The sequence below is a fragment of the Solibacillus sp. FSL W7-1472 genome (assembly GCF_037969775.1).
Classification (GTDB): Bacteria; Bacillota; Bacilli; order Bacillales_A; family Planococcaceae; genus Solibacillus; species Solibacillus silvestris.
This window is the reverse complement of record NZ_CP150208.1, coordinates 3,580,001-3,602,504: the sequence shown is the minus strand read 5'-3', so window position 1 is coordinate 3,602,504 and position 22,504 is coordinate 3,580,001. Positions and strand designations below refer to the sequence as shown.

At 38.6% G+C, this 22,504-nt stretch carries 20 protein-coding genes and 2 riboswitches (1 of these 22 only partly in view); of the genes, 15 read left to right on the top strand and 5 right to left on the bottom strand.

The features are described 5' to 3' along the window. Positions 1–12: 12 nt before the first annotated feature. The 4 genes from MKY07_RS17975 (at position 13) to MKY07_RS17960 (ending at position 3,521) form a co-directional block, all read left to right on the top strand. Positions 13–525 (top strand): GNAT family N-acetyltransferase, encoded by a 513-nt coding sequence (locus tag MKY07_RS17975; RefSeq protein ID WP_065216317.1) that lies wholly within the window; start codon positions 13–15, stop codon positions 523–525. 129 nt (positions 526–654) lie between these two features. Then, complete coding sequence (locus MKY07_RS17970) at positions 655–1,686, top strand: fatty acid desaturase (protein ID WP_008408497.1); 1,032 nt, start codon at positions 655–657, stop codon at positions 1,684–1,686. Positions 1,687–1,773: 87 nt separating this feature from the next. Beyond that, positions 1,774–2,910: a sensor histidine kinase gene (locus MKY07_RS17965; RefSeq protein WP_193433814.1), complete on the top strand. Its 1,137-nt coding sequence runs from the start codon at positions 1,774–1,776 to the stop codon at positions 2,908–2,910. Further along, positions 2,907–3,521: a response regulator transcription factor gene (locus tag MKY07_RS17960; protein WP_065216319.1), complete on the top strand. Its 615-nt coding sequence runs from the start codon at positions 2,907–2,909 to the stop codon at positions 3,519–3,521. The genes MKY07_RS17965 and MKY07_RS17960 overlap by 4 nt, the downstream gene beginning before the upstream one ends. A 94-nt stretch (positions 3,522–3,615) precedes the next feature. Here the strand turns inward: MKY07_RS17960 and MKY07_RS17955 are convergent, their stop codons facing one another. The 3 genes from MKY07_RS17955 to MKY07_RS17945 form a co-directional block, all read right to left on the bottom strand. After that, a complete protein-coding gene (locus MKY07_RS17955) occupies positions 3,616–4,587 on the bottom strand; it encodes a proline dehydrogenase family protein (RefSeq protein WP_339263303.1) in 972 nt (323 codons plus the stop codon). Between the two features lie 358 nt (positions 4,588–4,945). Then, a complete protein-coding gene (locus MKY07_RS17950) occupies positions 4,946–6,304 on the bottom strand; it encodes an ammonium transporter (protein ID WP_008408501.1) in 1,359 nt (452 codons plus the stop codon). 27 nt (positions 6,305–6,331) lie between these two features. Continuing rightward, positions 6,332–6,673, bottom strand: a complete 342-nt coding sequence (locus MKY07_RS17945) for a P-II family nitrogen regulator (protein WP_008408502.1) — start codon at positions 6,671–6,673, stop codon at positions 6,332–6,334. A 360-nt stretch (positions 6,674–7,033) separates the two neighbouring features. On the opposite strand from MKY07_RS17945, the gene MKY07_RS17940 reads away from it, so the two are divergent. The 9 genes from MKY07_RS17940 (at position 7,034) to MKY07_RS17900 (ending at position 19,263) form a co-directional block, all read left to right on the top strand. Further along, positions 7,034–8,503 (top strand): nicotinate phosphoribosyltransferase, encoded by a 1,470-nt coding sequence (locus MKY07_RS17940; protein ID WP_008408503.1) that lies wholly within the window; start codon positions 7,034–7,036, stop codon positions 8,501–8,503. 18 nt (positions 8,504–8,521) lie between these two features. Then, positions 8,522–9,346, top strand: coding sequence for an ammonia-dependent NAD(+) synthetase (gene nadE, locus MKY07_RS17935; RefSeq protein WP_339264668.1), 825 nt, complete (start codon positions 8,522–8,524; stop codon positions 9,344–9,346). Between the two features lie 153 nt (positions 9,347–9,499). Further along, complete coding sequence (locus MKY07_RS17930; protein WP_014822562.1) at positions 9,500–10,441, top strand: MoxR family ATPase; 942 nt, start codon at positions 9,500–9,502, stop codon at positions 10,439–10,441. Next, a complete protein-coding gene (locus MKY07_RS17925; RefSeq protein ID WP_339263302.1) occupies positions 10,441–11,628 on the top strand; it encodes a DUF58 domain-containing protein in 1,188 nt (395 codons plus the stop codon). The genes MKY07_RS17930 and MKY07_RS17925 overlap by 1 nt, the downstream gene beginning before the upstream one ends. Beyond that, positions 11,625–13,775 carry a transglutaminaseTgpA domain-containing protein gene (locus MKY07_RS17920; protein WP_339263301.1) on the top strand — a complete coding sequence of 717 codons (2,151 nt, stop codon included), beginning with the start codon at positions 11,625–11,627 and terminating at the stop codon, positions 13,773–13,775. The genes MKY07_RS17925 and MKY07_RS17920 overlap by 4 nt, the downstream gene beginning before the upstream one ends. Positions 13,776–13,806: 31 nt before the next feature. Beyond that, positions 13,807–13,908: riboswitch (purine riboswitch) on the top strand. 118 nt (positions 13,909–14,026) lie between these two features. Next, positions 14,027–15,580 (top strand): glutamine-hydrolyzing GMP synthase, encoded by a 1,554-nt coding sequence (guaA, locus tag MKY07_RS17915; protein WP_041865823.1) that lies wholly within the window; start codon positions 14,027–14,029, stop codon positions 15,578–15,580. Positions 15,581–15,943: 363 nt separating this feature from the next. Next, entirely contained in the window at positions 15,944–18,004 is a 2,061-nt protein-coding gene (locus MKY07_RS17910) for an EAL domain-containing protein (protein WP_339263300.1), read from the top strand. Next, positions 17,982–18,131 carry a hypothetical protein gene (locus MKY07_RS17905; protein WP_008408510.1) on the top strand — a complete coding sequence of 50 codons (150 nt, stop codon included), beginning with the start codon at positions 17,982–17,984 and terminating at the stop codon, positions 18,129–18,131. The genes MKY07_RS17910 and MKY07_RS17905 overlap by 23 nt, the downstream gene beginning before the upstream one ends. Before the next feature lie 244 nt (positions 18,132–18,375). Then, positions 18,376–19,263: a DUF2382 domain-containing protein gene (locus MKY07_RS17900; RefSeq protein WP_339263299.1), complete on the top strand. Its 888-nt coding sequence runs from the start codon at positions 18,376–18,378 to the stop codon at positions 19,261–19,263. Positions 19,264–19,551: 288 nt separating this feature from the next. Here MKY07_RS17900 and MKY07_RS17895 read toward each other — a convergent pair whose 3' ends face one another. Then, positions 19,552–19,953: a hypothetical protein gene (locus tag MKY07_RS17895; RefSeq protein ID WP_339263298.1), complete on the bottom strand. Its 402-nt coding sequence runs from the start codon at positions 19,951–19,953 to the stop codon at positions 19,552–19,554. 82 nt (positions 19,954–20,035) lie between these two features. Continuing rightward, entirely contained in the window at positions 20,036–20,443 is a 408-nt protein-coding gene (locus MKY07_RS17890; RefSeq protein WP_008408514.1) for an NUDIX domain-containing protein, read from the bottom strand. A gap of 201 nt (positions 20,444–20,644) precedes the next feature. Then, positions 20,645–20,746: riboswitch (purine riboswitch) on the top strand. A 143-nt stretch (positions 20,747–20,889) separates the two neighbouring features. Between MKY07_RS17890 and MKY07_RS17885 the strand changes: the two genes are divergently transcribed. Continuing rightward, positions 20,890–22,224, top strand: a complete 1,335-nt coding sequence (locus tag MKY07_RS17885) for an NCS2 family permease (protein ID WP_008408515.1) — start codon at positions 20,890–20,892, stop codon at positions 22,222–22,224. Positions 22,225–22,321: 97 nt separating this feature from the next. Continuing rightward, positions 22,322–22,504 carry the 5' portion of a GNAT family N-acetyltransferase gene (locus tag MKY07_RS17880; RefSeq protein WP_339263297.1) on the top strand. It continues 294 nt past the right edge of the window, so 183 of the gene's 477 nt are visible here — the first part of the coding sequence; it begins with the start codon at positions 22,322–22,324; its stop codon lies beyond the right edge, outside the window.

Sequence of the window (22,504 nt, the reverse complement as noted above, 5' to 3'; positions counted from 1 at the left end):
GAGGAAGAAATGATGATTCGACGTGCAACAAAAGAAGATATACCGACTGTTTTGGAAATATTTAACGATAATATTCTTAATTCCACAGCGATTTACATGTACAAGGAACAGACATTGGAAGACCGTTTGCAATGGTTTGAAGAAAAGCAGGCTTCAGATTATCCGCTATTCGTATTTGAAGAAGACGGAGAGGTTGCGGGCTATGCGACATACGGCAGTTTCCGTGCCTATCCAGCCAACCGATATACAGTAGAGCATTCAGTATACGTTCATAAAAATCATTATAAAAAAGGGATTGCGAGTAAACTAATGAATGCAATTATTGAAGAAGCAAAAGTAAAAGGTGTAAAGACGATGGTTGGCTGTATTGATAAAGAAAATATTGCCAGTATTAAAATACATGAGAAATTCGGATTTTCATATAGCGGAACAATCCGCAATGCGGGTTATAAATTCGGGAAATGGCTGGATCTGGTGTTTTACCAGTTAGATTTGGATGGACCAAAAATTCCACAGGAAAATTAGAAGCAATACTTGTTGTTACCAGGTCATATGACAACTGTCATAAAAAATATATGATGTTTGAGCATTTTATCATGATTCTCCTTTTTATATGATTAGGTTAATAATTTTTGTGGAAAGAGGGATCGACACATGGTAAGCACACATGCAGATAAAACAAAGCAACTGAGAAAAGATGTTGCACCGTTCGCAAAGTCAGAAACGCGACTTAGTATTCAACAAATATTAAATACGCTTGTACCACTTTTATTAATTTGGGGAGCAGGTTATGTATTACTGCAGTACTCTCCATGGTATACGGCGTTATGTAGTATCCTTGCTTCAGGATTTGTTATTCGTGCATTTATTATTTTCCATGACTGTACACACGGTTCATTCTTCAAAAGCAAAAAGGCGAATGCCATTATCGGTAATATTACAGGTATTGTGACATCTTTCCCTTACGAAAAGTGGAAACGTGAGCATACGATTCACCACGCAACAAGTTCAAATTTGGATAAGCGCGGGATTGGCGATATCGATATGCTGACAGTTGATGAATACCTTGAAAAGTCAAAATTAGGTCGTTTAGGTTATCGTTTATATCGTAACCCGATTGTCCTGTTCGGTTTAGGACCACTATTTATGGTACTTATACTGAATCGTTTTAATCGTAAAGATGCAAAGCGTAAAGAGCGCTTAAACACGTATTTCAATAACATCGCATTATTAGTTATTTGTACAACCCTTATTTTAATATTTGGTTGGTCAACATTCTTATTAGTACATGGTTTAACATTGTTTATTGCAGGTTCATTAGGGATCTGGCTGTTCTATATTCAGCATACTTACGAAGATTCATACTTTGAAGTTGATTCGGAGTGGGATTATGTAAAAGCTGCAGTAGAAGGAAGTTCATACTACAAATTACCGAAAGTACTACAATGGATTACAGGAAATATCGGATTCCACCACGTACACCATTTGTCACCGCGTGTACCGAACTATAAGCTGGAAGATGCACATGAGTCGATCAAGCCGCTTCAACAGGCAACGACGATTACAATAAAGACAAGCTTAGAATCAATTCGCTACAAATTATACGATGCCGAAAATTACCGCTTTATTACATTTAAAGAAGCGGCAGAACTTGAGGCAACGCGTGACCGAACTGTTACGAACTAACTTTATACAAAAGATAAGGTACCTCAATTTATAGCTTGAGGTACCTGTTTTATTATAGAATATAGGTAAAAAAGAATCGAGGCAATTATGCAAACATGGTATAGTATCATCCCGAAAAGTCCGATGTTGAGTATATATATATGGATAATCTTTTGTATAATGCCATTTTTCTTCATTATACAATCGTTCGCATTATGGCAGATTATTTTAGGGATCACTTTAATTTTGAGTTATTTCTTATGTCATTATTTCTCTTTCAGTGCAAGGCCTGGGCTGAAATATATGTGGATCAGCTTTCAAATGTTGCTGAATATCGTAATGACACTAGTTTTTGGTTACGTATATTTGGCATTGTTTACGGCATTTTTCATTGGTAATATTAAACAGCCGGTTGGATTTTATATTATGTATGGCTTACATATAGGATTTACCGTTATTTCTATTGTTGGGGGGTATTTTATTTTCCTTGACTTATTCTTATCGCAAACACCATTTATTATTATTAATATGCTAGGTGTTGTGCTATTACCGTTTACGCTCTTTTCAAGAACGAGACGGGAAAACTTGGAAGGTGAGCTGGAAACAGCGCGGGAACGTATTTCTGAATTGACTGTATTTGAGGAACGTCAGCGTATTGCCCGTGATTTACATGATACACTTGGTCAAAAACTTTCTATGATTGGTTTAAAAAGTGATTTAGCTGCACGACTAGTGGAAAAAAATCCTGAACAAGCCATTTTGGAAATAAGGGATATTCGTCAAACCGCAAGTGTCGCGTTAAAAGAAGTACGTGAGCTTGTCGCTGATATGCGCGCTGTGAGGGTTGAAGAAGAGCTTTACCGGGTCGAACAAATCTTAAAAGCAGCACAGATTAAGCTGCGGTTAAATGGAGATAAAAGTGAAATTCAAATGCCGGTTTTAGCGGAAAATGTTATTAGTATGTGCTTGAAAGAAGCAGTTACAAATATCGTCAAACATAGTGAAGCAACGATTTGCCGTATTAGCTTTTATCAAAGCGAAGATGAATTCAAGATGACGATTCAGGATAATGGGATTGGCTTTGAACGCTCCAATACATTAATTGGTGGAAACGGTTTAAAAGGGATGTACGAGCGTATTGAATTTATCAATGGTTCACTTGAAATAGAGAGCGATGAAGGGACGACGGTCGTGCTGAAAATACCGTTGGCGATCACGCATCAAAAGGGAGAGAACGTGAAATGATTCGAATTGTAATTGCAGAAGATCAAGGAATGCTGCTTGGGGCGATGAAGTCACTGCTTAGTATGGAAGAGGATATGGAAGTAGTCGGGCTTGCCAAAAATGGGGAAGAAGCCATCGAGATGGTGACAGAACTGAATCCGGACATTTGTATTATGGATATAGAAATGCCGATTAAAACGGGGTTAGATGCTGCCGAAGCGTTAAGAGGAAGCGAATGCAAAATTATTATTTTAACAACGTTTGCGCGACCGGGTTATTTTGAACGTGCAAGAAAAGCGGGAGTGCGCGGCTATTTATTGAAAGACAGTCCAATTGAGGAGCTTGTCAATTCCATACGGATCATTATGGATGGACGTCGCATTTACGCGCCGGAGCTAGTGGATTTTGTTTATGAAGACGACAGTGAAAATCCGCTGACGGAACGAGAAAGCCAAGTGCTGGAACTTGTTGCGGAAGGGAAGACAACAAAGGAAATTGCGGCAGAGCTCTATTTATCTGCAGGTACTGTGCGAAACTATATTTCCGTCATACTTGATAAGCTTGGTGTCGGCAACCGAATCGAAGCAATCGCCCGCTTCAAAGAAAAAGGCTGGAATAAAAAGAAAATGTGATTGTTGTAAGCGCATGAAATTAATTCACTACTAAATAACCCCTCGTTTTGTCTGTGAACAAAATGAGGGGTCTTTTTAAATTGAGGCAAGGCAGTTATTTCTTTTTCGTTAATCGTCCAAGGAGGTATGCTCCAGCTGCTACTGCCAGTAAAGTGTTTGTCTTTCTATTGAATACTTGTTTTGTCACTAGGCTAATATTTTGTGGACGTTCAGCTAAGCGACGCATGAAATAGCCGTACCAGTCTTTACCGTAGGGTACATACACACATACTTGATAGCCTTCACGTGCAAGTTCCAGCTGCAAGTCTTTACGGAACCCGTAAAGCATCTGAAATTCGAATTTTTCTTTCGGAATATCATATTGCTCGACGTAATACTTCACATGCTTAATAATATTGTGGTCATGTGTGGCAATCGATGTAAAATGTCCGTGTGCCAAATGGTATTCAATCAGCTCAATAAAGTTAATATCAATATCAAGCTTATCCTGGTACGCTACTTCTTCCGATTCTTTATAGGCACCCTTTACAACTCGAAGGCGGTAATCCTTAAAGTTTTCTATATCGTCCTTTGCACGGTGGAAGTATGCTTGAATAACTGTTCCGACATTATCGAATGACTTTGCAAGTTCCTCCAGTATATCGAAGGATGGCTGAAGTCGCTTATAATCTTCCATATCAAAATTGACGAAGATTCCATATTCATGGGCGCGTTCTACAATTTCATACAAGTTGTCGTAGCAGAAATCGATATCGATATCCAACCCTAGCTGTGAAGGTTTCAAGGAAATATGTGCATCCAATTCTTCAACCTGAATGGCTTCGATCATAGCTAAAATTTCTTCTTTTGCTTGTGTTGCCTCTGATTCATCAGTAACATATTCGCCTAAATTATCGACGGTGCAAGAAATTCCTTGCTCGTTTAATTTTCGAATGCTTTCGATTACTTCTTCAATTGTTGTCCCTGCAACAACGCTTTGTGCGCCTAATTTTAAACCGTATTGCCCTGCTGCATTGCTAAGAGTTTGGTTTTCAGATAATGAAATGAAAAAGTCACGTAATGCCATAAAAAACATCTCCTTAAAATTCGTCATTTTCTTAAAATTATACCATAGTGTTATTCTCGTAAATTACTCGAAGTGGTCTTAGTCTATACCCACTTTGATTTTCTGCATGCGATTATTAAATAATTAGGATGAATAGTTTTTGATTGATTCACTTCAAACGATACATTGTTAAAGTGAATAGCTTGTTCAATTATATGTTGCTCCTTCACTGTCAATTTCTATATATTTATTAAGTGTAGAAAGCAAAATAACAAGGAGCTGCCTGAAAAAAACTTTCAGAACAGCTCCTTGTTCAGCTGATAATCTATTGAAAGAATGGTTCGAAAATGTGTGGGGGAAAGGGGCACACATTTCGCTTTTAGCTCTTAGTTGAGCTTAAAGAATTCGGGAACCCAGTTTTAGCTTTAGTTTTAGTCCCGCTATCCTGTACATTGGAAGTAGATGATACTTTTCCTAGGTTCGTTAGACGTTGGGCAAAACTGTCATTTGTTTTTGAAAGACCCTTAAAAGTTTCCTGCATTTCATAAGCGTATGCGCCATGTTCGGAAATATCCAAACCTTGGACTTCTTCTTCATGTGTAACACGTAGAGGAATAAATGCTTTAATAATGTACGTTGCAATGGCAACAGTACTTGCAGTCCATGCGATTACTGCGACTACACCTAATGCCTGCACGCCTAGTAATTCAGCACCGCCGCCGTAAAATAGACCACCGCCAGCAGTATCGAATAATCCGACTGCTAATGTACCCCAAATACCAGCAACACCATGTACAGCAACAGCACCAACCGGATCATCCACTTTTAGTTTGTGTTCAATAAAGCGGACGGCTTCTACTAATACAGCACCACCTACAGCACCTGCGATAATAGATCCGACGATGCTTAAGTTAGCAGCGCCGGCGGTAATACTTACTAAACCGGCTAGGGCACCGTTTAATGTTAAAGAACCATCGATAAAGCCGTAACGAAGTCGTGTATAAAGGGCGGTAGCAATTACACCGGCAGATGCGGATAAGAAAGTATTTGCAATAACGCCTGGAACTAATGCCGGATCTGCTGCCAATGTTGATGCACCATTAAAGCCGTACCAACCTAACCAAAGGATGAAAACACCTAATGCGCCAAGCGGAATGGAGTGACCTGGAATAACGTTTACGACACCTTTAGCATATTTCCCGATACGAGGACCAACGATTGCTGCGACTACTAGAGCACCAACAGCGCCGGTTAAATGTACTACTGTTGATCCGGCAAAATCGACGAAGCCTAAAGAAGTTAACCATCCATCACCTTGCCATACCCAATGGCCGACAACAGGATAAATAATAGCTGTCATGATAACGACCAATGCGATATACGCCGTAATATTTGTACGTTCAGCAACAGCACCTGAGATGATTGTTGCACATGTCGCAGCAAACATTGCCTGGAAAACGAAAAATGCGATATCATCTACACCGTTTAAAGCAAAACCGGAAGAACCAATCAATCCGCCTGAACTTTCACCGAACATAATGGCATATCCGACTGCAAAGTAGACAAGGCCTCCGATTGAAATTGTTAAAATGTTTTTCATTAAAATATTGACTGCATTTTTTGAGCGTGTAAACCCTGCCTCTACCATCGCGAATCCCGCATGCATGAAGAATACGAAAAACGCCCCGAGCATTACCCAAACTAGGTTAATCGATAATTCCAATGCTTCATTCGTCATTAAAAACTCCTCCTTTTAGGAACATTTTTAGTCAATTGCAATAGAACCAAGTTCTTTAGTGCGGATACGTATCGCCTGTTCTACAGGGTATATAAAAATCTTACCGTCACCAACTTCCCCTGTAGAAGCTTCGCGCAATAATACATCAATAATCGGTTGAACTTTGGCATTGTCAACAACCATTTCGAGTTTGAGCTTTTGCGAAAATTCCATTGAGAAAGAATTTCCGCGAAACAATCCGATTTTACCTTCCTGTCGCCCAGCTCCAGCAATCTCAGAAATACTTAAACCATCAATTCCTTCAAGAGCTAACCCTTCTCGAACTTGTGGAAACACCTCAGGTCGAATAATCGCTTCAATCTTTTTCATGCTCAACAACTCCTTGTGTTATGTTATCTAACATGATAAATTGAATTTTAAGATAAATCAATAACTAATGTTAGGAAAATTAACATGTATTTTCGATTGGTTTTATCGCATTGTGAGATGATGTCAAAAAAAGGAAGGGGGAATAGGGCTTTTAAGCAGGTGAAATCCGGTAGTAGGCTGCCCGACAAAATTCCGAAACGTTTTTTATTTAGTCAATTGGGGAAAACTATATAACCAGCACAGCAAAATTAACTGCCATGTAAAAGTAGATAACATGGAAGAAAGAATCTTCATACTTCGAATTAATTCAAGATGGTGTATACTATGACTAAATTATGTTTTGGAAGAAGGGAACTTACGATGAACGAAAAGTATGTAGATGACAGTTTTGCTTTGCATACCGATTTATATCAAATCAATATGGCAGAAAGCTATTGGGCAGACGGGATGCATAACCGTAAAGCTGTATTTGAGTTGTATTTCAGACAATTACCGTTTGGGAATGGCTATGCAATTTTTGCGGGTTTGGAGCGCATGCTGAATTATTTAAAAGACTTTCGTTTCAGTGAAACAGATATCGCTTATTTACGTGATGAACTCCATTATAAAGAGGATTTTATTGAATACTTAAAAACAATTCGTTTTACGGGTTCTATGTATTCGATGGAAGAAGGGGAACTTGTTTTTGCGAATGAACCAATTGTACGAATCGAAGCACCGCTAGTGGAAGCCCAGCTGATTGAAACAGCTCTATTGAACATTGTAAACTACCAAACGCTGATTGCGACAAAAGCAAGCCGTATCAAGCAAGTTGTCCAAAAGGAAATTGCGATGGAATTCGGTACACGTCGTGCGCAAGAGATGGATGCAGCTGTTTGGGGAGCACGTGCAGCAGTGATCGGCGGTTTTGAATCGACATCCAATGTTCGGGCTGGAAAGTTGTTTAATATTCCTGTATCAGGTACACATGCACATGCATTGGTTCAAGCGTATAAAAACGATTATGATGCATTCCATTCTTATGCGAAGCGTCATAAAGACTGTGTGTTTTTGGTGGATACGTACAATACATTAAAGTCAGGTGTCCCGACGGCGATACAGGTAGCTAAAGAACTTGGCGATAAAATAAACTTTATCGGAATTCGTTTAGATAGCGGGGATATTGCCTTCCTTTCAAAAGAGTCACGCCGAATGCTTGATGAAGCAGGGTTCCCGGATGCAAAAATTATCGTTTCAAATGACTTGGATGAATATACAATTTTAAACCTAAAAGCGCAGGGTGCCCGAGTGGATATGTGGGGAATTGGTACAAAACTCATCACTGCATATGACCAGCCTGCTTTAGGTGCTGTCTATAAAATGGTTTCCATTGAAAATGATCATGGTGAAATGGAAGATACGATCAAAATTTCAGCCAATGCTGAAAAAGTAACGACACCTGGTTTAAAAAGAGTTTACCGGATTATTAATAAGAAAAGCGGGAAATCAGAAGGGGACTATATCGCAATGGCTGATGAAAATCCTGCTGCTGAAGAACGAATTAAAATGTTCCATCCGGTGCATACATTTGTCTCGAAATTCGTAACAAACTTTGAAGCGAAGGAATTGCATCGGAAAGTGATTGACAAGGGTGAGATTGTTTATGAAAATCCAACCTTAATGGAGATCCGTCAATATGCGTCCAATAACTTGGATTTACTTTGGGATGAGTATAAACGTTCGTTAAATCCTGAGGAATATCCGGTCGATTTAAGCCAAAAATGCTGGGATAATAAAATGCGAAATATCCAGGAAGTGCGCGATATGGTAACAGAACTCGAAGAACGATAAGGAGTGAGGACATTGGCTATGTTGCAACAACAAATTATTGAAGAGTTAAAAGTACAGCCGACAATCGATGTAGAACAGGAAATCCGTAAGTCCATTGATTTTTTAAAGGAATATGCAAAATATCATCCTTTCTTAAAAGGATTTGTGCTTGGAATTAGCGGTGGGCAAGACTCTACGTTAACGGGTAAGCTTGCACAAATGGCTATCGATGAGCTGAACGAAGAAGCGGGAGCATCCTATTACTCGTTTTGGGCGGTAAGATTACCTTATGGCAAACAATTTGATGAAAAGGATTGCCAAGATGCACTCGATTTCATTCAGCCGACAAAAGTGTATACGGTTAATATCAAAAATGCTGTAGATGCAAGTGTAAATGCACTTTTGGAAGCAGGAATTACGTTGAGTGATTTCGCCAAAGGAAATGAAAAAGCGCGTGAACGAATGAAAGTACAATATTCGATTGCAGCATCGAATGATGGTGTCGTACTTGGTACAGATCATGCTGCAGAAGCAGTAACAGGCTTTTATACAAAGTATGGCGACGGTGGTGCAGATTTAATGCCGATTTTCCGTTTAAATAAACGCCAAGGTCGTGCGATTTTAAAGCATTTAAACTGTCCAGTACATTTATATGAAAAAGTCCCGACGGCAGATTTAGAGGAAAACCGCCCTGCATTGCCGGATGAAGCGGCGCTTGGTGTAACGTACGAACAAATTGATGATTATTTGGAAGGTAAGGAAATTCCGGAGCAGGCTCGTGAAAAGCTTGAAGGACATTACTTGCGCTCCATGCATAAACGCAATATGCCGATTACAGTTTTCGATGATTTCTGGAAACAATAGTATTCGATAAAATCTGATAAATCACCTTACTTCTCTCTGGAAAAGTAAGGTGATTTTCCAATTTCCGGGTAAACTAGTTGTGCTCGCATTTTGTTTTCGTTATGCTTAAACTATATGCCAAAGATGCAACGACTTCAGGTGGGGGGACTATTCATGAATGAGCAGATCGAGGGAATAATTAAAAATATCGAAAAAGTAATGATAGGAAAAAGAGAGATTGCCGAGCTAAGTATTGTTTCGTTATTAGCAGGAGGGCATGTATTACTGGAAGACGTGCCGGGCGTTGGGAAAACAATGATGGTACGTGCGCTTTCAAAGTCACTGGGTGCAAGCTTTAAACGTATTCAATTTACACCGGATTTACTGCCATCTGATGTAATTGGCGTTTCGATATATAATCCGAAAACATTACAGTTTGAGTTCCGTCCGGGGCCGATTGTCGGCAATATTGTGTTAGCGGATGAAATTAACCGTACATCACCAAAAACACAGGCCGCTCTGTTGGAAAGTATGGAAGAGGGGTCAATTACGGTGGACGGTGAAACGATTCAGCTGCCAAAGCCTTTTTTTGTAATGGCAACACAAAACCCGATTGAATATGAGGGGACATATCCGCTTCCAGAAGCGCAACTAGACCGCTTTTTACTGAAAATAAAGATGGGCTATCCTACGAAAGAAGAGGAAATTGAAGTGCTGAATCGTGCCGAAAAATCGGTTCCGATAGATGATCTTTTCCCGGTATTAACAATCGAGCAGTTGAACGATTTAAGAGAACAAGCAAAACAAGTACATGTAGAAAATAATATTAAAGAGTATATTGTGTCCATCGCACAACATACACGTCATCATGAAAATGTGTATTTAGGTGTAAGTCCTCGTGCTTCCATCGCATTAATGCGTGCTGCGCAAAGCTATGCCTTTATGAAAGGGAGAGATTACGTTATTCCGGATGATGTTCAATATTTAGCGAAATTCGTTTTCGGCCACCGAATTATTTTAAAACCAGAAACACGCTATGAAGGAATTACGGAAGAACAAGTGATTGAAAGTGTTCTTCGTTATGTCCATGTTCCAGTAAAAAGGTACGTGCCGTAATGAAGGGAATCAAGCAGTTTCTAAAGCATGGCGGGCGTTTAATTACCGTTGTTTCGTTGCTTATAATTACGTATTGCTATGCAATGTTCCAAGGGGGCTTTGTTAGCTGGTTTGTTTTCTTCACGATTTTACCGTTTTTGGTCTATTCGATTTTACTGGCAATTATTCCGATTCGTTTTAAAGAAATATCCCGTACTTTATCGAAAGAACGAGTTGAACGTGGGGGCAATGTTCAAGTTACCGTAACATTCCGCAATACGAGCTGGTTTCCGTTTGTTTTTATGATGGTCCGAGAATTACCTATGAGGGAGGAACATTTTGAAAAACCGAACGGAAATGTAACGAAACTATTTTTGGTTGGGTGGAAGCGCGAGTTTAAGTGGACTTATGAATTGAAGGAGTTAAAACGAGGAGAGCATCATTTTAGAGGATTGCTGTTTACATGTACGGACTTTTTTGGATGGACAATACGGAATGTTGTAATGAATCACCCGCAGCTGTTTTTAGTATATCCAAAAGTATCCGATGTCAAATTATTGCCGATTGGAATGCAATATGACCAAGGTACAAGTCAATCGCGCTATTCTTTAATTAAGGATACGACGGTTGCGACTGGTGTCCGCGAATATGTACCGGGTGACCGCTTTTCTTGGATTCACTGGAAATCCTTTGCAAAAAATGGGGAACTGCGTACAAAGGAATTTGAAGATCAAAAATCACAAAATACATTTGTGCTAATTGATCGCGCAGTGCAGAAGAACTTCGATGATGTTGTCGATTACACGGCATCCTATATTAATAAAATTGTAAAAAAACAGGGCGATGTTTCATTTTTAAGTGTCGGGGTCGAACGTTATTTTACGCCGGTGATTAAAACAGGTAAACAGTATGAAACGGTCCTGCAGCATTTAGCAACGGTCGTACCGGATGCGCAGTTTGGTGTAGAACGTTTATTGTTTGAAGAACAGAAAATGATGAGCCGCTCTGTTGTTGTTATCATTACTGGGGAAATGACTCCTGAACTGCAGGAAGTATTAAATGCCGGAACGAAATATGCTCGCAAAATTATATGTTTTGTCGTAAGTGACCAAAAAGATCCGGTGCAGCATATAAGCCAAAATAATGAATTGCATTATGTCGGTATGGACGAGTTACAGCGAACGTATTCGGAGGTGAAGCACGCATGAGACGCAGCACAGCCGAAAAAATAGAACTCGCTATTTTTTATTTTATTGTTTTTCTGATTTTACGAGAATGGTTAATACCGGTAATGGAGTTAACGAACACAGGCTACTTTACGCAGTTTGTATTATTCATAGGGATATGTTTAGTACTGGGGATTTTTTCGCTGCCGTTTATTGTTAATTGGTTTATTAAGTTTGCATACATTACATGGTTTGTTGTCAGTGTGTATAAAGATGAAGCATTGACGACGACGCAATTTTTATCGGAAGAACTGAAATACAATTTGGATATATTGCTTGCAGGTGAGTGGATTTATGTGAGTGATCCATTTCGGACAAGTTTGTTTTTTATATTGATCTGGATGCTTATTTATTTAATTCAGCATTGGGTAAGTGTGCGCTATAGCATTTACTATTTCCTGCTGCTTACAGTATTTTTCATCGGGACACTCGATACTTTTACAGAATACGATGGCACAGCGGCGATTGTTAAAGTAATGTTACTAGGTCTTGTGCTTACATCGTTGCTGTTTATAAAACGACTTATGCAGGCCGCGGAAATGCAAAAAGATTGGATGAACTATTTGAAATATGCGACTCCGATTATCATTTTTGTTATGATTGCAGGAATTGTTGCAACAGTCATGCCGAAAGCAGAGCCTCAATGGTCGGACCCGGTTCCATATGTAAAAAATATTGCAGGTATTGGGGGTAATGCCAGTCAATCGGTTGCAACAGTTGGTTACGGGGAAAATGATGAGCGACTGGGTGGACCGTTTGCGGGGGATAATACGATTGTCTATGAAATAAAAACACCGATCCGTCAATATTGGCGTGTTGAGACGAAAGATTTTTATACGTCTAAAGGTTGGGAGCAATCAGATGATGAGTCATTGCAACAAACGCTTCAGTTTGCAGATCCTCTCCCGCTTTCAATCAAGCCTGGAAGTGAAGAGCCTCAGTCGGTGGAAGTGCAGGCTATAAATGAAGAATACTTGTTTTTATTGCAGGCATATGGCATTACTTCTTATAATCTAGACGGTACACAAACTGGATTGAGATTTAATACAGGCAATGAAAAAATTCTGCCTCTTATAAACAGCGATGTTGTAGCTCCTGCATCATACGAGATGACATTTCAACAGCCGGAATATAGTTACGTTGCTTTGAAAGAATCATTATCCTCAACTGAAAATGATTCGCGCTATTTACAGCTTCCGGATAATTTGCCGCAGCGTGTAACTGATTTAGCTCTTGAAATTACCGACATGTATGACAGTGTATATGACAAGGCTCGTGCAATTGAAGGTTACTTTGCGCGTAGTGGCTTTCAATATGAAACGACAAATGTACAAGTTCCATCAGCAGATGAAGACTATGTAGATCAGTTTTTGTTTGAAACAAGGCTTGGATATTGTGATAACTTCTCTACTTCGATGGTCGTCATGCTTCGTTCGATAGGGATTCAGGCACGTTGGGTAAAAGGTTTTTCAAGTGGAGACCGAATCGATTCACAAGACGGTATGGTTACGTATCAAGTGACGAATAATGATGCCCATTCATGGGTGGAAGCGTATATTGACGGTATTGGATGGATGCCGTTTGAGCCGACAATTGGCTTTAGTAATCCGATGAATATTAATTATGATGTAGATTTCGAAGCTCCCGAAGAAGAGCAGCTACCTGATATGGAAGAACCGGAAGCACCAAAGCCGGAGTTGGAAGAACAAGATACAACTAAGCAATCAACTAATGGGACAAGTAGAATGGACTGGTCAAAATTTAAATGGGTGCTGTACGGATTACTGGCTCTTGTTGTGATTGGGTTAATTATTGCTTGGAAAAAACGCGGAAAATGGCAACCAAAACTTGCAGTTCAAATGAACAAATCGAAATTAGATAAAGCAGCAACATTTGAAGAAGCATATTTTGTGTTATTAAAACAGTTGGAGCGGGTTCATTTGAAACGAGGACAAGACGAAACATTGCAACAGTTTGCAATGCGTGTTGATCGACAGCTGGATACCGCTAAAATGAGTGAGTTGACGGCATTTTATGAGCGACTTATTTATGCAAAACAGACCGACCAAATGAACACGACTGAAATGAAAGAAATTTGGGAATATTTAATCAATCGTACGAGTGGTTGATTTTAACTCGACGAAAGAGTAAAATTTAGAAAAATAAATAGTATTGTGCCTTCATATAAGTCTGGTAATATGGTCCAGATGTTTCTACTAAGTTACCCTAAATAACTTATCTATGACGGTGGGTCCCACTATATCCTTATAAGGGATAGGTTTACCCACTTGAAGAAGAGATGAAATATGAACGCGTAGAAATTATTTTCTTACGCGTTTTTTTTCTTAATATAGGCCGCATAAAATTAGAAGAGGTGGAAATAGTGTCAACTCCTTTGTTAAAAGAACAAGAAAAGATTGTCGTTCTTGATTTCGGTAGTCAGTTCAACCAATTAATCACTCGTCGTATTCGTGAATTCGGTGTATTCTCTGAATTACATCCACATACGATTACTGCTGAAGAAATTAAAGAAATGAATGCTGTAGGTATTGTATTTTCAGGTGGTCCAAACTCTGTATATGATGAATCAGCATTCCATGTAGATCCGGCGATTTTTGAATTAGGTTTACCGATTTTAGGTATTTGCTATGGCATGCAGTTAATGGCCCAAACACATGGCGGTAAAGTGGAAGGCGCAGCAACTCGTGAGTACGGGAAAGCTGAAATTAACATTACTTCAGATAATAAATTATTTGCGGAATTACCAAAAAATCAAGTTGTATGGATGAGCCACGGTGACCATGTAACAGCAGTGCCAGAAGGTTTTGAAGTAATTGCGACAAGCCCTGCATGCCCGATCGCGGCAATGGCTGATGCTTCTCGTAAATTTTATGCAGTACAATTCCATCCGGAAGTACGCCACTCTGTATACGGAAATGATTTACTGAAAAACTTCGTATTCAATGTTTGTGAAGCAAAAGGCGACTGGTCGATGGCGAACTTCATTGAAATCGAGATTGCGAAAATCCGTGAGCAAGTTGGAGATAAGCAAGTACTTTGTGCATTATCAGGCGGAGTTGATTCATCTGTAGTAGCAGTGTTAATCCACAAAGCAATCGGTGACCAATTAACTTGTATGTTCGTGGACCACAACTTAAACCGTAAAGGTGAAGTTGAACAGGTAATGAAAACATTCACAGAAGATTTCGATATGAAACTGATCAAAATCGATGCTCGTGAGCGTTTCATGAATAAACTTGCCGGTGTTTCTGACCCAGAGCAAAAACGTAAAATTATAGGTAATGAGTTCATTTACGTATTTGATGAAGAGTCATCAAAGCTAAAAGATATGGACTTCTTAGCGCAAGGTACCCTTTACACAGATATTATTGAATCAGGTACAGCAACTGCCCAAACAATTAAATCACACCATAATGTTGGTGGTTTACCGGAAGATATGAAGTTTGAATTAATCGAACCATTAAATACACTATTCAAAGACGAAGTACGCGCTTTAGGCCTTGAATTAGGTCTACCTGAAGAAGTTGTATGGCGTCAGCCTTTCCCGGGTCCTGGTTTAGGTATCCGTGTACTTGGTGAAGTAACAGAAGAAAAGCTGGAAATCGTTCGAGAAGCAGACTACATCCTGCGCGAAGAGATTAAAAATGCCGGCCTGGAGCGCGACATTTGGCAATACTTCGCTGTATTACCTGACATCCGTTCAGTAGGTGTAATGGGCGATGGCCGTACGTACGACTACGCAATCGGTATCCGCGGTGTAACATCAATCGACGGCATGACATCTGACTGGGCACGTATCCCTTACGATGTACTAGAGAAGATTTCTGTACGTATCGTCAACGAAGTAAAACACGTAAACCGCGTGCTGTATGACATTACTTCTAAGCCACCAGCAACGATTGAGTGGGAATAGTACTAGTTGTCTAATGTCTCATTCATCATTCTAGTCCTATTACATTTACAAAAAAACATTCTTTTAATGATAATGCCCCTGGAAGTTAGAAAAAATCTAACCTCCAGGGGTTTTTATGTCTCGGTAATGCGAAAGAACAGGGAGACATACTTCAATTGTGCTAGTGTGTATCGGATGTGAAAGAGAGGAATTTGTTCGCAAAGATTATCCTTAAAAAAAGAATTATTTTTATTCTGTTCAATTTAAATTGGATGTATTAAACTTTATGAAGCCAACATGCACTTCTTATCAAGATGCAGCAATTGAGGTCAACATGAATAATTGGAACATTAATTACCAATCAGATAAGGGGAGCGAATTTCTTTGTTTACAAAACCTGACTTGGAAAGCATGCATATTATTGAAGGAACATATGATCCCTTAGTAATGCTATTGTCTTTCATTATCGCTTTTGGTGCATCCTATACAGCGATTTATATTAATCGGCGCATCAATGGAAAGGGTTTTTTTCATAAAAATATATGGTTAGTGTTGGCTTCACTGGCAATGGGGCTTGGAATTTGGTCAATGCACTATGTTGGAATGAGTGCGTTCGTCATATCCATACCTATGAAGTATAATTTGGTACTGACGATTATATCTGTCATCCCTGCTATTGGTGCATCGTATATGGCATTTTATTTAATCAATAGCGACTATAAAAAAGTTCAAACCTTTATCGCAGCTGGTTTTTTTATGGGATGCGGTATAGCACTTATGCATTATATAGGTATGGCTGCTATGGAAATGGATGCAAAGGTTGTTTATAATCCGGTCCTGTTTGGCTTATCGATCTTGATAGCAATTGTGGCATCGTTTGCCTCTTTGTACATCTTTTCGATTACTGATACTAAAATGGAAAAGGTTTTGGTGAAAAGTATCGCCGCTTTTTTAATGGCTATCGCTGTAACAAGCATGCACTATACAGGTATGTTAGCGATGAGTTTTTATGTGGAGGGGCCGATCCGTGTACATACGCATGATTCCAATATGATTGAAGTCGCGTTGTTTGTGACAATTGGAATTGGCAGTTTGTTTGGACTTGCAATTTTAGCCAGTCGCCTAGATAGCTATGTTGACTTCCGTATGAAATATTTTGATGCGTTGACACAATTGCCAAACCATAATCAATTTACAGAAGACCAGCATATTAAAAAGAATACGAAAATGGTGGCCATTGTTCATTTAAACAACGTAGAGAAGTATATATTAGCTTATGGCTATTCTTTTGGGGATGCAATTGTGAAAAGTGTAATAGAAATAATGCAAACCAGTCTGCCAAAGGAGACGAAATTGTATCGCACGGAAGCTAATCGCTTTACGGTGATACATGCACCTGCTGAAAGTGTGCAAAATACAATAAATGGATTGCGGAGTATTTGTCTTTTGTTAGAGCGTCCGTTAAATATCGATGAACGTATGGTTTCGATAGAAGCAGTTTTTGCTGTTTCGCAGTCAGATGAAAAAAAGGCGGTTCATGAACATTTTACCAATGCAATTGCGGTATTACATGCTCCGTCGACACAATCCAGGCATGGAATAATTAAGTACGATCCAAAAATTCATACGTTTAATTTTGAACGTCAATTAAGCCTTGATATTCAACGGGCGATGGATGAAAATGAATTGTTCATTGTATATCAGCCGAAAGTGCATCCGGAGCAAAATAGTGTAGTAGGAATAGAGGCACTTATGCGTTGGAAGCATCCGGTGTACGGAATAATATCTCCGGCGGTATTTATACCCATATTAGAAAATGCTAATCGTATTTCAGATGTGACAGATTGGCTAATCGAGAGAGTTTGCCAACAATTAGCCGCATGGACTAATATAGGGATAGAGCTGCCACAAATATCGATTAATATTCCGGGTATGTATTTGACATCACCGCGTTTAAATAAAGTAATCAATAGGAGTTTGCTTAAGTATAAAATTCAAGCATCTAAAATTGAATTGGAAATTACTGAAACAAGTGTCATTCATGATATTCATAATGCTATATCAGCAGTAAGAACTTTCAGGGAAAAGGGCTTGTCTGTAGCACTGGATGATTTTGGAACAGGTTTATCGTCTCTATCTTATTTGAAAGAAATACCGATATCCACTATTAAGATTGATAAATCATTTATAGATGGTGTGCCCAATTCCGCAAAAGATGCCTCAATCCTAAAATCGATTATTCACTTGTGCTATTCACTTGATTTAAATGTTCTGGTAGAAGGTGTCGAAACGAAGGAGCAAGTTCAGTTTATTATGGGCTTGGAGAAAGTGCCGATCGTCCAAGGCTACTATTATTCAAAGCCATTGACAGTTGAAGAGTACGAACATTGGTGGAAAAAGCGAAAAGAAGTAGGTGAACAAAATGGGGAAATATCAATTGGATAGTAAAGGTAAGGCAGCTGTTGCGAAGTATCATGAAAAAAACAAGCCTGCCCAATTCGATAAAAAGCAGCAACTTGAAAAATTGCGTGCACAGTATTTGGAAAAGAAACAAAAGCAAAACGATGAATAGGTTGAATGGCAACATAGGAAGAGTAACACCTTTCTATGTTTTTTTGTGCCCTGATTTCGCCTTACCCTTATTAATAATAAATTATTGTCATAGCAGTGTATCTTTTTCTTTCATTTTTATTACAGAATGTTAAATTTACTATCCTCACGTTTATTATTTAGGAGGAAAGGTATTGTATAGTATGCCAAACAAGTATAGACAGTAGGTATACAAAATTAAATTAATGAAACTGGAGGAATGAAACATGGAAACACGTGATAACAAATTATATGGTATTTATGATAATGAAGCAGAATTACAGGCAGAAATGGATCGCCTTCGTGCACAAGGTTATGGTGAAGAGGATATGTATATTGTATCTAATCGCAATGATCAACTATCGATGTACCGAAACTCAAAAGGTTACAGCACTAACACGGATGGCTATGGCACTGATTACAAAGAAGGTTCTTGGTGGGATCGCTTTAAAGCATTCATGATGGGTGAAGACTTAGTACGCGATCAGCACTTTACGCAAATGGGTATCTCTGAGGAAGAACGAAACCGTTACTATGATGAATTACAGGCTGGGAAATACTTATTGTATGTAGATAAAGATTATGGTACTTATTTTGATGAAGGTACTAAAAATTATGGCTTGAATGATCATTATGAGCGTGATTATGAGAAAACGGATGAAGAACGTTTAGCGCTTCATGAAGAACGCTTGCAAGTAGATAAAAAACGCGTGCAAACGGGTGAGGTGCAGGTCGATAAACATGTAGTCGAAGAGCAGCAAACGATTGAGGTGCCGGTAGAACATGAAGAAGTTTATGTGGAAAGACGTCCTGTTAATGAGGACACAACACTTAATGCAAATGGTCAGCTGCGTGACGGAATCACTCATGCTTATGAAGAGCAGGGGAAAATCCATATCCCTGTAACTGAAGAACAGGTAGAGGTTACGAAAAAAGATGTCGTGACAGAAGAAATTGTTGTCGGCAAACGAAAAGTAACAGATACGGAAACTGTATCAGATACGGTTCGTCGTGAAGAAGCGGATGTTAAAGATACGACTAATACTACGAATCATTTAAATGATGTAGACCATTTGGATGATGATCCGTTAAAACGTACTAACCGCGGATTATAAGATAACCATAAAAAAGGAAGCCTATTTAGCGCAGGCTTCCTTTTTTGTATGTTAGTTACATTATAGTAAGTCGTTTAAGCTTAAATTATTCTTCAACTGTGGCTTTTTCGCGAGATTTCCACTCAATTCCACTAGTAACACATCCAAAAGTAACGATTATTAAAAGTACAAATAATGTGTTATGTAACCAATAGGGCATTTAAAAACCTCCTTTAACATTCTCGATGTTACTTTTATTATTTTAACATATTAAAGGAAAATGCACTTAATTAATAGAGCTAGATATAATTAATTTTCTTTCTTTTCGACAAAAAATGTCACAATTATAAATAGGAAAAATGCGATTAGTAAAAGAGTGCCGCCTACGATGAAGAACACCATGTTCATTGTTTCATTTGTGTGCAGCGGGTTTAAATAATGTAACCACATTCCTACACATAAACCAAAAGCTCCGATCATGCCTAAAATACTTTGGATTTTAACTAAGATTAGCTTGCGGACAGGTACTGAATAATAGAAAATCCCCCAAGCAAAGACTGATAACCAACCTACTAATACAATGTGTGCGTGGACTGGCCGTAAAGCGAAGTTCATGTTACCGCTCATAATTGATCCGATTAATACACCGATAAAACCGGAAACAGCTGCAAAGCGAATTAAATGCATTGCCCATTTTCGTTGCTGGTGCAAAAAAATCCCCCCTCTATTTGTTCAAACTTTACTATAGAGGAGTTATATAACATTTCTATAAACTTTTTATAAAATTATTTTATTAGTTTAATAAATCTAATACATTATGCTGGGAGAAGTCTTCGATAATCTCTTGCGGCAATAAAGTGAGCAGATCATCCTTTGTCGCCCATAAATATTGTTCGTGTTCATCGGAAACCGTAATTTGCTCTTCTTTTGTATCACATAAAAAAGTGAGTAGTACAATTTGGCGTGTTTTGCTCGTATGGAATGTTGTTGAAAATAATTGATTTTTAACAGTAATATTCAGTCCTACTTCTTCTGAAAATTCCCTTTTTAGTGCAGTTTCAAATGACTCGCCGAAATGAAGATTCCCACCGACAGTCTCCCATGTGCCGGCACCGACAGTTTCAATTTGAGAACGCTGCACGATGAGTAATCTATTATTTTTAATAAGAACACCCTTTACAACAACCTTAATTTCATTCAAGTTAAAGTCCCCCTATTTTGTATGAATATACTAGAATTTTAGATTGAATCTTTGATTATGCCAAGTTTATTAATAACAAATAAATACACATCAATAGAAGAAAATGGCTAATTTACGGATGTTTTTACGAACTATGATCTAAAATATATAAAAAACGTTCGGAAATAGCTTGTAATTTAAAAAATGAAATGATATATTACTAACGTAAATTAAATACGTCGTCGTATAATGTCGGGAATATGGCCCGTGAGTTTCTACCGAATCACCGTAAATGATTCGACTACGATTTATAAATAAGTTGTTACAACACTACTGTAATGGGAGTGTAATATACTTATTTTCCTTAAATCGTGGACATGCGGCATTTATGCTTTGCGTGTCTTTTTTGTTTTTAAGGTTAAGTGTTCTTTAGATGTTGAAGACGACAACACGGAGGAAAGTTTCTTATGAAAAAGTATTTCGAGTTCGATAAACTTGGAACTAATTATCGCCGAGAAATTTTAGGTGGCTTTACAACATTCTTGGCAATGGCTTACATTTTAGTAGTAAACCCTAGCATTTTAACGCTATCTGATATTGAAGGTTTACCAGATGCACTACGCATGGATTACGGTGCGGTATTTGTGGCAACAGCTGTTTCGGCAGCAATTGGATGTTTCGTTATGGGGATTATTGCAAGGTATCCTTTAGCTTTAGCACCGGGTCTAGGCTTAAACGCATTTTTTGCTTATACGGTTGTATTAACAAATGGAAGCCCTTGGCAACATGCTTTGGCTGCAGTATTTGTATCAGGCGTATTCTTCTTACTATTAACAGTTACAGGATTACGTGAAAAATTAATCAATGCCATTCCAATGGAGCTTAAAATTGCTGTTGGAGCGGGAATCGGATTATTTGTTTCATTCATCGGTTTAAAAAACGCGGGTATTATCGTTGCAAGTGAGGCAACAGTTGTCGGTTTAGGTAACTTGCACGATGCTGAAGTATTGTTAGCTATTTTTGGTATTCTGCTTACAGTCATTTTCTTAGTTCGTGGAATGAAAGCTGGCGTATTTATAGCAATGGCCATTACAGCAATAGCCGGTATGATTTTTGGTTTAGTTGATTTACCATCTCAGATTGTTTCGGCACCTCCAAGTGTTGAACCAACTTTCGGTAAATTATTCTCAGCATTCACTGATCCTGAATTCTATACGCTAACAATGGTATCAGTTATTCTATCATTCCTATTCGTAGACTTCTTTGATAACGCGGGTACTTTAATGGCTGTTGCCAACCAAGCGGGATTTGTAAAAAATAATAAATTACCTCGTGCAGGTAAAGCGTTAATCTCAGATTCAATCGCTTCTATTTCAGGCTCGATCTTTGGGACTTCAACAGTAACATCTTATGTAGAATCTTCAGCAGGGGTTGGAGCAGGCGCACGTACAGGGTTCGCTTCAATCGTTACAGGGATCTGTTTCTTGTTGGCACTATTCTTATCACCAGTATTAAGTGTTGTAACAAACGCAGTTACTGCACCGGCATTAATCGTTGTAGGGATTTTAATGGTATCTTCGCTTGGACAAATTGAGTGGAATAAATTCGAAGTAGCTGTACCAGCATTCTTCACAATGTTAATGATGCCATTAACATCATCAATCGCAACGGGTCTTGCAGTAGGTTTCGTATTCTACCCATTAACAATGGTGTTAAAAGGTAAAGCGAAAGAAGTAAACCCGATTATGTATATTTTCGCAGTACTCTTCCTGATTTATTTAGGTACGGTCGGTTCAATGTAAAATCATTCACCAGTCAACTATAGTTGACTGGTTTTTTTATTTTTGCAGGAAAATATAATTTTGGATCGAACTGAATTAAGTAAAGGAGGAGAGTTTAATGGGTATTAAAATCGAAGAGGCAACGGAACAACACTATATAGAAGTAAATCGTTTAGTAAGGCAAGGACATGATGATCATGTTAAAGGGGATGGTAAGGTATTTCGCCAAGTAGAGAGTGTTATGCCAGAAGAATATTATATGGAATTGCTTGAACAAGAGCAAAGTACAGTATTAATTGCA

Bases quoted from the DNA above. Each gene is read 5' to 3' on its own strand.
- MKY07_RS17945 (WP_008408502.1), bottom strand. From the start codon at position 6,673: ATGAAAAAGATTGAAGCGATTATTCGACCTGAGGTGTTTCCACAAGTT.
- MKY07_RS17955 (WP_339263303.1), bottom strand. From the start codon at position 4,587: ATGGCATTACGTGACTTTTTCATTTCATTATCTGAAAACCAAACTCTT.
- MKY07_RS17930 (WP_014822562.1), top strand. From the start codon at position 9,500: ATGAATGAGCAGATCGAGGGAATAATTAAAAATATCGAAAAAGTAATG.
- MKY07_RS17940 (WP_008408503.1), top strand. From the start codon at position 7,034: ATGAACGAAAAGTATGTAGATGACAGTTTTGCTTTGCATACCGATTTA.
- MKY07_RS17920 (WP_339263301.1), top strand. From the start codon at position 11,625: ATGAGACGCAGCACAGCCGAAAAAATAGAACTCGCTATTTTTTATTTT.
- MKY07_RS17900 (WP_339263299.1), top strand. From the start codon at position 18,376: ATGGAAACACGTGATAACAAATTATATGGTATTTATGATAATGAAGCA.
- MKY07_RS17950 (WP_008408501.1), bottom strand. From the start codon at position 6,304: ATGACGAATGAAGCATTGGAATTATCGATTAACCTAGTTTGGGTAATG.
- MKY07_RS17885 (WP_008408515.1), top strand. From the start codon at position 20,890: ATGAAAAAGTATTTCGAGTTCGATAAACTTGGAACTAATTATCGCCGA.
- nadE (WP_339264668.1), top strand. From the start codon at position 8,522: ATGTTGCAACAACAAATTATTGAAGAGTTAAAAGTACAGCCGACAATC.
- MKY07_RS17965 (WP_193433814.1), top strand. From the start codon at position 1,774: ATGCAAACATGGTATAGTATCATCCCGAAAAGTCCGATGTTGAGTATA.
- MKY07_RS17975 (WP_065216317.1), top strand. From the start codon at position 13: ATGATTCGACGTGCAACAAAAGAAGATATACCGACTGTTTTGGAAATA.
- MKY07_RS17905 (WP_008408510.1), top strand. From the start codon at position 17,982: ATGGGGAAATATCAATTGGATAGTAAAGGTAAGGCAGCTGTTGCGAAG.
- MKY07_RS17925 (WP_339263302.1), top strand. From the start codon at position 10,441: ATGAAGGGAATCAAGCAGTTTCTAAAGCATGGCGGGCGTTTAATTACC.
- MKY07_RS17970 (WP_008408497.1), top strand. From the start codon at position 655: ATGGTAAGCACACATGCAGATAAAACAAAGCAACTGAGAAAAGATGTT.
- MKY07_RS17960 (WP_065216319.1), top strand. From the start codon at position 2,907: ATGATTCGAATTGTAATTGCAGAAGATCAAGGAATGCTGCTTGGGGCG.